Origin of the sequence: Maribacter hydrothermalis, from assembly GCF_001913155.1 — a bacterium.
Lineage (GTDB): Bacteria > Bacteroidota > Bacteroidia > Flavobacteriales > Flavobacteriaceae > Maribacter > Maribacter hydrothermalis.
Genome location: NZ_CP018760.1, coordinates 2,136,900 through 2,151,448, shown reverse-complemented (window position 1 = coordinate 2,151,448; position 14,549 = coordinate 2,136,900). Strand labels below are relative to the sequence as shown.

The window sequence follows — 14,549 nt, the reverse complement described above, 5'->3', positions numbered from 1 at the left end:
ATATTATACCTCCGGGTTCTTATTTCTCAACCTTTTATAAAGCTTAATGCCCAACATCAGTAAAACTCCCAACACTAGGATACCTATCACTCCAAAAATCCAATTAAAAGAATTCTTTAGAATCACTAAAAAAACAACAGCGAACAAAATTAGCGTTGCGCCCTCATTCCATATACGCATGAATTTAGAGGTGTACTGAATATCATCACGTTGAAACTTCTTGAATATTTGATGGTTTTTTAGATGATAAATAATCAATAACAACACAAATCCTAGTTTTACGTGCATCCATGGTTGTGTTAACCAACCTGGGTAAATAATTAAAAGCCACACCGCAAAAAAAGTGGCTAAAACCGCAGAAGGCCATGTAATAATAAACCACAACCGTTTTGTCATCAACTTCAATTGTTTTGATAAAATTTCCTTTTCAGGAGATGGTTTTAAATTGGCTTCTATATGATAAATGAACAATCTAGGGATATAAAAAAGCCCTGCAAACCACGTTATTACGAAAATCAGATGCAGGGATTTTATATAGTTGTAATATTCTGTCATAGGATTAAAAAACAATTTCAAACTCAAAATTCAAGTTCAAGAAACAAGTTTCAAGTGCTTTTTAAAACTTAAATCTCAATACTTTATACTAACTTCTCATTAATAATATAAATTAAGCTCAAAGTTAGTAAAAGTGAATAGAATCTATTTTATAATCGTATAGCGCCAATTCCTGCATCCCACAAGGTTTTGTTGTAGGCAGGTATTGCAGTATTCTTTAGTTGATTCCCTTTTACCTTTAAAGTAGACCATTGTGCATCTAACTCAGCCTTTCGGTCTTTACTCGCCTTGTTCAATCTTGGAATACTACTATTCGTTTGATTGATCATAAATATATATTCTGCTGAAAACTTATTAGGAAAATTCTCTACATCATCATATGCTTGAGATTTACGTTGTACCATATCGCCGTCCCAAGCTTTCATGTCAGCAAGTAATTTTTCTCCAGCAGTTTTCACTGTCGGGTCCGTAACTTTTTTCAACACCTCTACCAAATCATTTTGAGCAGCATATAGTTGATTGATCATGTTATGCATTTCGGTCAACTCTGTTTCTGCCTTAGTCATAAACGCATCAAACTCTTCGTACTGACCAGGCTTTGTTTCATAGGTAGGTAGTTCTTTAATTGTTCCTGTTGTTGAAACTGTTTGCCCATCGACCTTTAATTTAAAAGTATACGTTCCAGGAGATACTTTGTGTCCGCTAAAACCAGCTTCAATATACACATTTGGAATACCTGGCATTATCGCATTTTTCATATCCCAAACAAAACGGTTTAATCCTGTATTTTTACTTAAAACTGGCGCTGGTGGTGCGCCACCTCCATTATGAGGAATATAGTTAGGGTCTTTTTCTGAACTGATAGTTCTAATCACCTTTCCTTTGGCATCTGAAATTTCTAAAGTAATAGCCGTACTGTCTTTTATTTTGGGAAGTTCATAATATAGAACTATGCCGTTAGCTGGGTTTATACCATCAAACGTATCACTACCTGTAAATTCCTCGGAATTACCATTTAACGGACTCCCCCAAGAACCATTATAAGTATCTTTAGGTTTTAAAATTTGAAGTCCTTTTTTCGAAGGTTGATACTGTCCCAGAGCAACCACATCATCAAGAATCCAAAAAGAACGACCTGATGTAGCAACCACCATATCGCCTTTGTGCATTTTTAAATCGGTAATAGGTGTTTTCGGCAAATTTAATTGAAACGGTTCCCAAGATTTTCCACCATTCCATGATGCATAGATTCCCTTTTCCGTACCTGCATATAATAAGTCTTTCTTAAACTCATCTTCACGCACTACACGTGTAAAAGCACCATAAGGGATTCCTGAATTTATAGCAGTCCAAGTTTTACCATAATCGGTTGTTTTATAAAAACCTGGCGTATAGTCATTGAACTTATATCTTGTTGTAGCAATGTAAACTGTTGCTGGATCATGAGGAGAAACCTCTATGGCATTGATCAAGCATTCTTTTAATCCTTTAGGAGTCACGTTTTCCCATGTTTCGCCACCGTTCTTCGTTACATGAACCAATCCGTCATCACTACCTGTCCAGATGTGTCCTTTTTCGTGTGGCGATTCTAAAATATAAGCCAACGTACCGTAGTTTTCTGCACCTACAGCTTCGTTCGTATATGGTCCGCCGCCATTACCTTGTTTTGCATCGATATCACGTGTTAAATCATCAGAAATTTTATCCCATGTAACACCCATGTCCCGAGTTCTAAATACATATTGTGCTCCATGATAAAATGTACCCAATTCATGTGTAGAAGCAATTATAGGAGCATTCCAATTAAACAAATATTTCATATCTCTAGCCTCGCGACCTAAATATTGAATAGGTGCTTGCATAATTTGAGTAGATGCTTTGGAAACCATATCCATTACCTCTACCGTCCCTAAATATTGACCACCCATAACATACCGCGGGTTATCTGGGTCAAAAGCCAAAAAAGCACTTTCACCACCTGCAGAGTCCGTCCAATCTCTTGTTGTAATACTATAACTACCCGTAGATAAACTGGCAATCTTTACCGAGGTATTGTCTTGTTGACCACCATAAATATTATAGGGAAACAAATTATCTACACTAATTCTATAAAACTGCGCAGTAGGCATATTGCTTTGTGTAGACCATGTAGAACCATAATCAAAAGATACCGAAGCACCCCCATCATCTGCCAAAATCATGTTTTTAGAATTGGCTGGATTTATCCATAAATCGTGCGTATCGCCATGGGCAACCTCCACATTCTCCCATGTTTTACCGCCATCTTCAGAACGTAATGCAGGGGCACTTAAAACATAGACAGTATCCTCGTCATTAGGATCCACAAAAACCTCAATATAATACCAAGCACGTTGTACTAGCCTGTTATCCCCACTAGCCATAGTCCAAGACTCACCAGCATCGTTAGAAACGAATAATCCGCCTTTATCAGCGTTAGAATCACTTTCTATTAGTGCATAAACTTTGTTCGAATTTGACGGACTCACAGCTATCGCCATTTTTCCTTTTTCCTCAGGTAGACCGTCATGAATTTTTTTCCAAGTATCCCCAGCATCGGTAGATTTATATAATCCGCTACCTACACCACCACTTACCACCATATTCGGCATACGTTGGTGCTCCCACATGGCGGCATACATAATTTCAGGATAATTAGCATCCATAGAAAGTTCAGAAGCACCCGTTAAATTGTTCACAAACAACGTGTTTACCCATGTTTTACCACCGTCAATGGATTTATAGATTCCACGTTCAGCATTTCCCTCAAAAAGAGCACCTTGCGCAGCCACATATACAATATCGGGATTTGTTGGGTGGATGATAATTCGTGAAATATGTTGGGTTTTTTCTAGACCCATTTTCTTCCATGTTTTACCGGCATCTGTAGATTTATAGACTCCGTCACCGTAAGATGTCATTACCCCACGTGGCGCATGTTCGCCCATACCCACATAAACAATATTAGGGTTAGATGCCGATACGGAAACCGCGCCTACAGACCCTAATTCAAAAAATCCGTCTGAAATATTCTCCCAGCTTTGCCCTGCAGATTCTGTTTTCCATACTCCGCCACCTGTTGTACCCATATAGTACGTCATAGGGTCACCAATAACTCCTGTAGCAGTCACCGAGCGCCCACCTCTAAATGGACCAATATTTCTAAATTTTAAAGGTTCAAAATAATCATTAGCTGTTTGGGCAAAAGTTATGGTGGTTGCGAGTACCGCCATAAATAAGAGTAGTTGTTTTTTCATTATTCGTTAGTTTGTTTGCTGTTTTAGGTATCCTAAATTGTCTGTGAGCGTAGTTTTTTTCCGAGTAAAACGTGAAGTAAAATTGTATCGAGAACCATTTGGAACATAAAAGTTTCTCGATACTAATTTTTTCATTCTTCAAAAATTCACTCGAAATGACAGTTTTGTATTTTACTTACTTTCATCAATAAATAAGTAGTTCAAATTCAGATCATTAAAACTTTTATTAAATTCTTTAAGTTCTGATGATATTACACTATTAAAAATTTGTAGCTCTTTATTAATTTTAGCTGTCAATTCGTTCTTAACCGCAATATCTTGCTCGGTTGGTGGGAAATCATCAATTGAAACCAAACTATTTAAATGACCTAATTTATTGGTTAATTTAATTGGGAAATTTAAAGGATCTTGACCACTTCTGTTTTGAGTTTGGTATAATGCTTTTTCTACCTCGCCAAGCTTCTCTTTCATTACTTTAGCTTTCTCTATCAAATCTTTGGTTCTAGCATCATCTTTATACTGCTCGGTAAATGAATTCAATTGTTCGGTAACGTTTCTAATCTTCTTTATCGATTGATGCGCATTTTCGATTGTCGTATTGATATCAGTAATAAAATCGAACTGCTCTTGCATTTGGGCTACCGAACTTTCTGCTCTTGGGTCTGGTAAAATGGTAAACGTTTCACTGCTATTGGTTCCGTTAACATTTAAATGGACTTTATAATTACCTGGTACCGCTTTAGCACCATCTAAACTTGCCCACCATAAGATCATTCCTTCTAATTTTTCAGCTCCTTTTCCACGGGTATCCCAAACAAAAGTGTTGCCGCCCTTTTCTACTTCCAACTTCTTCGCTTCGACTCCGCTCAGCGACCCACCTTTCTTCAAATGGTTTTTATAAAGAGCCAATGTATCACCAGCCATGCTTGTATAGGTCAACTGTACCGTGTCTTTTTCCGAATAATTCTTTAGTAAAAAATGAGTGATTACACCATTTTCTAAATTTTGTCCTGAAGTCTTAGAAGGTTTTTTAGAAGCTCTACCTTTTGTACGATACGAATCTTTTGGTTTAAACAATACAGTGTTCACATTCTTCTTACTTTCATCTAATTGATGTAACACGGTTAAATCATCTATTATCCAAAGGCTACGACCTTGAGTAGCTACAATTAAATTATCATCTTTTATGGTTAAATCGGTAATAGGAACAATTGGTAAGTTCATTTGAAAAGGAGACCAACTAGCACCGTCATTAAAGGAAATATACATGCCTGTCTCTGTACCTGCATATAATAAACCTTTTCTTTTAGGGTCCTCACGAACTACTCTTGTAAAGTGCTCAGAAGGAATCCCGTTGGTTATTTTTGTCCATGTTTTACCATAATCAGTGGTCTTGTATAAATATGGCTGAAAATCACCTAGCTTATATCTAGTCGCGGCTACGTAGCATGTACCTTCATCAAAATTAGAAGGTTCAATACTGTTTATCATATTCCACTCTGGCATATTTGCAGGGGTAACATTATCCCATGTAGCACCAGAATCTTTAGAAACATGTATTAATCCGTCATCACTACCAACCCAAAGAATACCTTCCTTCAACGGACTCTCATTAGCCGCAAATATGGTACAATAATATTCAACACTCGTATTATCTTGGGTTATTGGTCCGCCACTAGAACCTAATTTAGTTGGATCATTTCTAGTTAAATCCCCACTTAAAACCTCCCAACTTTGCCCTTCGTTTTCCGTAACATGTACATAGTTAGAAAAGGTGTATAATTTATTAGAATCATGTCTACTAAATAAGATAGGGAAATTCCATTGAAAACGATATTTCATAGCTTCGGCCCCTGCACCCATTGGGTTATCTGGCCAAACATTTATTCCTCTAACAGTACCTGTTTTATGATTTACTCTGGTTAAGAATCCGTCATAACTACCGCCGTAAACAATATCATTATCTTTAGGGTCCACAGCTATCCAGGCAGATTCGCCACCAGCAGTTTCTTCCCAGTTACCATCACCAATAGTGCTTTCATCGCTTCTATGATCAATACGTAACGTAGAATTATCTTGCTGGGCAACATAAATTCTGTACGGGAAAGAGTTATCCGTTGTTACGCGGTAAAATTGTGCCGTAGGCTGATTGTAATACGTACTCCAAGTTTCACCACCATCGTAAGAAATTTGTGCACCACCATCATCACCAATAATCATACGCTGCGAATCTTCTGGAGAAATCCATAGATCGTGATGATCACCATGTGGCGCGTTGAATGTATTAAAAGATTTTCCTCCATCCGTAGATTTATGGTAGTTTACGTTCAACACATAAACCACATCTTCGTCTTGTGTGTCTGCATACACTCTAGTGTAATACCATGCTCTTTGTCTAATTTTTCTTTCCTCATTAACAAGAGACCAAGTTTTACCACCATCTTCTGAACGGTATAAACCACCTTTGTCTTTATTCTCTACAATTGCCCAAACCTTTTCAGAGTCTTTTGGTGAAACAGCTACACCAATAATTCCTAAAGTATCCTTCGGGAAACCTTCGTTTTTAGAAATCTCAGTCCAGGTTTCACCGCTATCCATACTCTTCCAGAGAGCAGAACCATCTCCACCACTAATTAAGCTATATGGCGTACGTTGTGCATGCCATGTAGAAGCATATAAAATTCTTGGGTTGTTCGGGTCGAAAGTTAAGTCTACCGCACCCGCTTGTTCATTAACAAACAAAACCTGTTTCCAATTTTTACCACCATCGGTACTTTTATAAATTCCGCGGTCTTTGGTTGGCTTATAAATATCGCCTAGTACCGCTGCATATACCGTATTATAATCTGTAGGGTGCACGCGAAGTCGTGGTACGTGCCTGCTTTTCTCTAGTCCTGCAGTAGCCCATGTTTTTCCACCATCTTCGGTTTTCCATACACCGTAACCAGAAGATACATTACCTCTTAAGGTCTTTTCGCCACCACCTACATAAATTACGTTCGGGTCACTTTTAGCTACCTCCACGGCACCGATACTACCTCCAAAATATCCATCGGAAATATTATCCCAGGTACGACCTCCATCCAAAGTTTTCCATACTCCGCCACCTGCTGCGCCAAAATAAAATAAATTAGGTTCGCCAGGCACACCCGTTACAGCTGCTGAACGACCACCACGAAATGGACCAATGGAACGATATTCTAAACTAGAATATAATTCTTCTGGATAGGTTGGGGAATTACTTTGAGATTTGCTTTTTCTCTGTGATAATAAGGATAAAGGCAATAGTAAAAGTGCAAGCATAATAATGCCAGCATTGGTAAGGTGCTTTTTCATTTTGATAGTTTGAAGTTAGTCTTCTCTAAAATTAAACATTTTGTAGTTGAAATGTTGATTTTAAGATTTAATTAGCATTTCCATAAAAACGTAATTATCAAATTAATAATTCTTTGGACTTATCTATAAATAATCTACAATTATAATTCAAATTTTCAGGCATCACAAAACGGGTCAGAGAGTCATCCATCCAAAATAATAATGATTCAACATTCAACACCTAAAGTATTAATTATTTAAAGTATTCCTATATTTAGGCCAAGAAATCAGTAATTATGAAATTTAGAATCCTATTATTTTCGGTATCGTTAATTGTCATTTTTTTTAATGGATTTACTATTAGCACTGTAAATGCCCAAACGCAGGACTTTTTATATGGAGATGAAATGCCCGACGCTCCAGAACTAAGTGCAAGAGGAGAGTACAAAGTTGGCGTGCAAACAGTAAATCTTGTCAACCCTGATCAAATTGATATTTTGAATTCTAAAGAAGGTCAAGATCCTACTTATGACCGACCTATTACCATAGAAGTTTGGTACCCAGCGAGTGTAAGCAATAATGCAAAAACGGTAGATTATAATGAAGTAATGGGAACTAAAGGAGATTCGTTGAGACCACTTGTACCTTTCACTTTCAAAGGAAGAGCTTACAGAGATGCAGACGCATTACAAGGAAATAAATTTCCTTTGGTAATAGTTTCTCACGGATATGTAGGTTCTAGATACTTAATGACTTACTTGACAGAAAATCTAGCATCAAAAGGATATATCGTAGCGGCTATTGATCATACAGATTCTACTTTTAAGGATGCCAATGCTTTTCAAAGCACCTTATTGAATAGGCCTAAAGACATCCGCTTTGTAATTAATGAAATGGAAAAATTAGGAGCAAAAGGTTCAATGAGTAAAATCGAAGGATTGGTAGATGCCAACAACACCGCAATAATAGGGTATTCCATGGGTGGTTATGGAGTTTTAAATGTTGGCGGAGCCGGTTATAGTGCAGGCTTAGGACAATTCTTTACAGGAATGACAGGAGGTAGCACTGCAATCTCGGTAAACACAGCAGGAAATGCAGAATACGAGAAAATGGCAGATTCTAGAATTAAAGCAATCGTAGCTTTTGCCCCATGGGGAATGGAACGGGGTGTTTGGGACGCCGAAGGACTAAAAGGATTAAAAACACCTACTTTCTTTGTTGCCGGGAGCCAAGATGATATTTCAGGTTATGAAAAAGGAATAAAAGCAATTTTCGAGGGAGCAATAAATGCCGACCGTTACTTACTAACTTACGAAAACGCAAGACATAACGTAGCTCCCAACCCTCCACCAACAGAATCTTTAGCTCCAGGACTTCATATTGACGAATACTACAGATATGCAGAACCATCTTGGGATCAACGTAAAATAAACAATATAAATCAGCATTTTGTAACTGCGTTCATAGGTAAGCATCTTAAAAATCAAGACAACGCCAAGTTCTTAGACGTACAAGAAAATTCAAATGAAAAAGATTGGACAGGTTTTAAGCCTAGATCTTCAACGGGGATGGAATTGCTACATGCACTACCTACCAACTAATATTTAACTTTAGAAACTTTAACAACATTTTCCTTAAGTAGTTTTCCATAGGTTATGTGGTTATTTATCAATTCTTTAAGTTTCCATACCAATAAAAAAATGGCACTGGCGATTAGTTGTGATAAAATGAAATTCATAATATATTCTTTAGCGTTTCTAACACTACTTACGAATGATTTTGGAATAGGGTTTGGTTTTACATCAGAAATTAACCCACCAACGTTCTATTAATCTCTTTACGTAAAAAATATCCAGTAACTATAGTGGCAAGTACATCTGCAATGGGGAAGGAAATCCAAACACCAAGCTCACCCAAATAGTTGGGTAGAATTAAGATTAAAGGAATAAAGAAAAAGCCTTGTCGGCATAAAGTCAATAACAATGCTGGTACTGCTTTTCCTATTGCTTGAAAATAAGCGGCACCAATAAGCTGAAGTGCAATAATTGGGGTGGCAGCAAACACCCACCGCATTGCTGATGGCGTGTTTTCCAATACAAAAGCATTGGTTGCCAATTCAAATTCGCTCATGCCCGGTTTATGACTTAAAAAGAGTCCCGCTATTTCAGCAGGGAAAATCATAAGTCCCGCAAAAACTATTGTCGCCAATATTGCCGCAAATTTTATTGCAGTGTATATAGACTCCTTTACCCTATCATATTTTTGAGCTCCGTAATTAAACCCTGCAATGGGTAGAAATCCTTGCGTAACCCCAAAAACTGGAAAAAGAGCAAACATCAACATTCTACCAATAATTGCATAAACAGCTACCATAGCTTCGCCACCTAAATCAAAAAGAATATTGTTCATCAATAGATAGATGACACTAACCACAGCCTGCCTAGCAAGGGTAACTCCACCAAGTGAGCTTATTTCTTTTAAAATGGAAAAGTTGATGGGTAAATATTTTGGATTCAGTTTTAATTCTGAAAAGTCAGATAAAAAGAAGTAAAAAATATACAGGAAGCATAGTAAATAACTGATGGTAGTCGCCCAAGCAGCACCTTCCATTCCATAATCCATCACATTAATCAAAATATAATCTAGAATAAGATTACCAACGGATGGTATAATCATAGCGATCATGGCGAACTTGGGTTTCCCTTCTGATCGGATAACATTATTACCCATCATATTAAGCGCTAAAAACGGCACTCCGTACAACACAATAACGTAATAGATTTTAGCCAATTCAAAAATGGAGCCTTTACCACCAAATGCAGGTATAAGCGTATCTACGAACGTTAGCCCTAATACCACCATAATGACAGTAATAAGAATGGTAAATGAAATTTGATTTCCAAAAGTTCGTAGTGCCTTTTCTTTATTGTTAGCCCCTAATGCACGAGAAATGATGCTGGCGCCCCCAATACCAATTGCCATACCTAAAGCACCAATAAAAAAGGAAATGGGCAGTACTACATTGATAGCTGCTATGGCAATAGAACCAATCCAATTACCGACAAAAATGGAATCGACAAGAACGTTCAGCGACATTACCAATATCCCTATACTTGCTGGTAACGCCTGTTTAATAAGCAAACTCGATATTGATTCCGTACCCAATTGTTCTGCGGAAACGTTTGCCATTTAAATTTTACTATTTATAAAAAATTAATATTCTAAGTGCTGGGCACTACATCTAGTTTATTAGTTGCTTGCCAATCGTTCACCCATTTTGCCATTACTTTAACCCATAAATCATTATCGTTCAAACAAGGAATATGCTTATAATCTTCACCACCAGCTTCTATAAACTGATGTTTCCCTTCCATGGCAATTTCCTCTAATGTTTCTAGGCAATCACTAACGAAAGCGGGAGTAATTACTGCTAGTTTCTTTTTTCCTTCTTTTGCTAAGCGTTCGAATTCATAATCGGTATAAGGCTTTAACCAAGGGTCGCCAGCTAAACGAGACTGAAAAGAGGAACTTACTTGTTCTTCTTGTAAACCCAAATATGCCTTTACCATTTCGGTAGTATCATAAACCTGATGTCTATAACAGGTATTATGCGCAACAGAATTTACTTTACAACACGTACCATCTATTTTACAATGAAAACTGGTAGGATCATTTTTACGAATATGACGTTCGGGTATACCGTGGTAAGAGAATAAAATATGGTCATAATCAAAACCTTCTAGTCCGTCTTTAATACTTTCTGAAAGTGCCTTAATATACTCCGGATGCTTATAAAAAGCAGGTAGTGTAGTAATTTTCATTTCCGGAAAACCAGCTTTTTGCTCTTCTAAAACTTTTACGACTACCGTCTCAAAACTAGACATGGCATAATGAGGATATAACGGAACTAAAAGTACATCATCAACACCCTTCTCTTTCAGTTCTTGCATTGCCTTTTTAATAGACATTGTTCCATAACGCATACCTAAAGCCACTGGCATTTCGGTCTGTGTTTTCAATTTATCGGAGAATCGCTCAGATATTACCACTAACGGAGAACCTTCTTCCCACCAAATTTTAGCATATGCTTCAGCAGATTTCTTTGGTCTAGTCTGCAAAATAATACCTCTTACCAAGATAGTTCTTAACCATTTAGGAGCGTCAATTACGCGCTCATCCATTAAAAATTCATCTAAATACGGCTTAACATCTTTTGCGGTAGGACTCTCTGGTGAACCCAAATTGACCAATAATACTCCTTTCATAGCTGTTGATTTTTCAATTGCAAAAATAAGACTTGTACGAGGACCATCGTAATAGATCCAAAAATTCTTTTAATGATTTCATAAGTAAAACTGATGGTACACCTATAAAAATTATAGGAATATAAATGTGTAAGTTTGTAAGTAACCTTAGAAAGTGTTTCCAAAATGCAAAAATTAACCGAAAACCCTACCTTATTAATTTACATTGTTGGAGCAATTCTTATTCTTTTGTTTTTACAATTAATTACGATTCAAATTTTAAGAAGATTAGGGAAAAACCCTAAGTACCTGCTTGACAAGGAGAACATAAAAAAAGTATCAGCTCCAATATTTATAATTTTTATAGCAATTGCAATTAGAATAAAGCCCTTACACAATATTCTTGGTTATGAAGAAATGACCTATGTATTAAGTAAAATTAGCACTATAACCATAATTTTCGCATTTACTTGGCTGCTTATTGCGGGCTTAAAAATTATAAAAAGAAAAATCATTAATAACTATGATGTTGAGGCCGTTGACAATTATAGAGCAAGAAAAATATACACCCAATTTAATATTCTTGAGCGCATTGTAATTGTTATCATTATAGTTTTAGGTCTTGGTATTGCTTTAATGAGTTTTGAAAGTATAAGAGAAGTTGGGGTAAGCATATTTGCCTCAGCAGGTGTAGCGGGTATAATTGTAGGTCTATCTGCCCAAAAAATGATTGCCAGTATTTTGGCCGGTATACAAATTGCCATTGCGCAGCCCATAAAAATAGATGATGTTGTTATAGTAGAAGGCGAATGGGGTAGAATTGAGGAAATTACATTGACGTATGTAGTGGTTAATATTTGGGATAAGAGAAGATTAATTGTACCTACCTCCTATTTTATTGAAAAACCTTTTCAAAACTGGACCAAGAAATCCGCTGACCTTTTAGGTACTGTTTATTTGTATACCGATTATAGAGTTTCGTTCGATGCTCTTAGAACAGAACTGGAGCGAGTATTAAAAACCACCGATTTATGGGATGGCGTAAACCAAAACATTCAAGTGACCGATTCAAAGCCAACATGTGTTGAAATAAGGGCCATGGTCAGTGCCAAAGACGCTTCTACACTTTGGGATTTACGGGTATTTGTACGCGAGAAACTAATTACTTTTTTACAGGAAAATTATCCAGAGAGTATTGTACGAAATAGAGTTTTGTTGGAAGACACTAGTAAGTAACTTCAGGGCATGCGGGGCATATTTTAAATCTAATTTACGAAACAAGAAATAACAATTCATTATTTTACTTTATGAAAACAACATTTTTAACCATCTTACTTTTAGGATTTATTACTTTTAGTTCCGCCCAAAAAATTACCTGCTCTCCAAAAGACAAAACAGCCGTTGAAAACAAACTAATTGAAATCGACGGAATGTTTCAAGGAAATTTCGGTGAAACCATGGTAAACGTAGGTAAGTCGTTTATGAAAACTCCTTATGTAGCCAAAACACTTGAAATAGGCGATACTGAAACTCTTGTAGTAAATCTACAAGGATTGGATTGTACTACATTTGTTGAAAATGTACTTGCTTTTTCACTTCTGCTCCGTCAGCAAGAAAAGTCTTTTGAGGCCTACCTAAAAAATTTGGAAATTATACGATATAAAGATGGAGCATTAGACGGTTATGCTTCTCGCTTACATTACTTTTCTGAATGGATTGCAAATAATGCCAAAAAAGGCCTACTTAAAGATATAACGGGTGAAATTGGAGGTGCAGAAATCACGAAGGACATTAATTTCATGAGCACCCACCGAGATTTGTATCCATTTTTGGCAGATGACACTAATTTCTCAAAGATTAAAGCATCTGAAAATTATTTAAATAGTCAGGCTATTTGTGTACTGGCACAAGATAAAATTGCGGAGAACGAACATTTAATTCAGTCTGGAGATATCATTGCTTTGGCTACCTCTATCAAGGGATTAGATGTTACCCATACAGGAATTGCAACTCGCGAAAAAGATGGCAGAATTCATTTACTACATGCATCAACAGGGTCAATGGAAGTCGAGGTTTCTAAAAAGCCTTTGGCAGATTACCTAAAAGGGATCAAAAGCAATACGGGTATTATGGTTGCTAGACCGTTATAAGTTATTAACTTCCTGATAGTGCCAATAAATATTTCTTAGGTGTGGTATTATACTTTTTCTTGAAAGCAGCAATGAAGTGGCTAGAGGTGCTATACCCAACTTTAAGTCCAATTTCATTGACATTATACTGACCGGTTTCTAAAAGTCGCTTTGCATAATCCATTTTATGATCAAACAAAAAACTATAGACCGAGTCGCCATAAATTTGCTTAAAACCCTCTTTTAAACGTTTTAAACTTAATCCTATTTCGCTTGATAATTCTGCCAAAGTTGGTGGTTCGGCCATATTCGCCAAAATAATTTCTTTGGCTTTTTTTATCTTCTTTACATTTTCTTCATCAGCCAAGTAAGGGCATTGTTCAATATCGGCATTTGGGCTTCTATTAAAATACAAGGCTATCAACTCGTAAATTTTTCCTTTTACATAAAGTGATTTTATAGATGGATGCAGATTATAATTCACAATTTGACTCAAAATAACGGCAATTGAAGGTGAAAATGGCTCTTGAGCATAGTACTTTTTCTCCTTATTATCAGCACTTAAAAACGGAATATAATCTGCCTCTGCAGTAAACAACGAATGAAATTTTCGCAAGGTCATTACAACAGAAACCAATGATGATTTAGGGTTAAGGTTCAAATTCAATGGCAGATCCAACTGCGTGTTATACAGTAACAAAGAATTCTCTTCTTTAACATCTAAACTATAATTTCCTTGGTTAAAATTATAGGTGCCACTACCCTTTAAACAAAAATGAAACTGTATAAATCTTTTATTAATTTCACGAGTATACTGCATAATCATATCCTCTTCGTTCTGAAATTTAAGAACGTAAAATCCGTCTTCAATTAAAACTTCGTCATATGACCCTTGAGCGTTATTTTTAACATCCATATTATAAAAATTATTTTTATCTATTTAGAAAGCATCTAAATAAACGAATTCAATTTAGCTGTCAACACTATAAAATTATAGCTATTTAACTGATAAATATCATTTTTTGACCAAA

The 14,549-nt window shown here is 36.4% G+C and carries 9 protein-coding genes; 3 read left to right on the top strand and 6 right to left on the bottom strand.

Features of this window, described 5'->3' with window-relative positions:
- Positions 1-3: 3 nt before the first annotated feature.
- From BTR34_RS09200 to BTR34_RS09190, 3 genes are all read right to left on the bottom strand, one after another.
- Positions 4-555: a CopD family protein gene (locus BTR34_RS09200; RefSeq protein ID WP_068480499.1), complete on the bottom strand. Its 552-nt coding sequence runs from the start codon at positions 553-555 to the stop codon at positions 4-6.
- A 149-nt stretch (positions 556-704) separates the two neighbouring features.
- On the bottom strand, positions 705-3,830 hold the full coding sequence (locus BTR34_RS09195) for a glycosyl hydrolase (protein WP_068480497.1): 3,126 nt from the start codon (positions 3,828-3,830) through the stop codon (positions 705-707).
- A gap of 171 nt (positions 3,831-4,001) precedes the next feature.
- Positions 4,002-7,166 carry a VPS10 domain-containing protein gene (locus tag BTR34_RS09190; protein WP_068480494.1) on the bottom strand — a complete coding sequence of 1,055 codons (3,165 nt, stop codon included), beginning with the start codon at positions 7,164-7,166 and terminating at the stop codon, positions 4,002-4,004.
- 275 nt (positions 7,167-7,441) lie between these two features.
- Between BTR34_RS09190 and BTR34_RS09185 the strand changes: the two genes are divergently transcribed.
- Positions 7,442-8,746, top strand: a complete 1,305-nt coding sequence (locus BTR34_RS09185) for an alpha/beta hydrolase family protein (RefSeq protein WP_068480491.1) — start codon at positions 7,442-7,444, stop codon at positions 8,744-8,746.
- Between the two features lie 208 nt (positions 8,747-8,954).
- Here the strand turns inward: BTR34_RS09185 and BTR34_RS09180 are convergent, their stop codons facing one another.
- Entirely contained in the window at positions 8,955-10,334 is a 1,380-nt protein-coding gene (locus BTR34_RS09180) for an MATE family efflux transporter (protein WP_068480489.1), read from the bottom strand.
- Positions 10,335-10,366: 32 nt separating this feature from the next.
- On the bottom strand, positions 10,367-11,410 hold the full coding sequence (gene hemH, locus BTR34_RS09175) for a ferrochelatase (protein ID WP_068480487.1): 1,044 nt from the start codon (positions 11,408-11,410) through the stop codon (positions 10,367-10,369).
- Between the two features lie 165 nt (positions 11,411-11,575).
- On the opposite strand from hemH, the gene BTR34_RS09170 reads away from it, so the two are divergent.
- Together BTR34_RS09170 and BTR34_RS09165 are read left to right on the top strand one after the other, a co-directional pair.
- Positions 11,576-12,625 (top strand): mechanosensitive ion channel family protein, encoded by a 1,050-nt coding sequence (locus tag BTR34_RS09170; RefSeq protein WP_068480484.1) that lies wholly within the window; start codon positions 11,576-11,578, stop codon positions 12,623-12,625.
- Positions 12,626-12,696: 71 nt separating this feature from the next.
- Complete coding sequence (locus BTR34_RS09165; protein ID WP_068480481.1) at positions 12,697-13,539, top strand: N-acetylmuramoyl-L-alanine amidase-like domain-containing protein; 843 nt, start codon at positions 12,697-12,699, stop codon at positions 13,537-13,539.
- 4 nt (positions 13,540-13,543) lie between these two features.
- Here BTR34_RS09165 and BTR34_RS09160 read toward each other — a convergent pair whose 3' ends face one another.
- A complete protein-coding gene (locus BTR34_RS09160) occupies positions 13,544-14,434 on the bottom strand; it encodes a helix-turn-helix transcriptional regulator (protein ID WP_068480478.1) in 891 nt (296 codons plus the stop codon).
- Between the last annotated feature and the right edge of the window lie 115 nt (positions 14,435-14,549).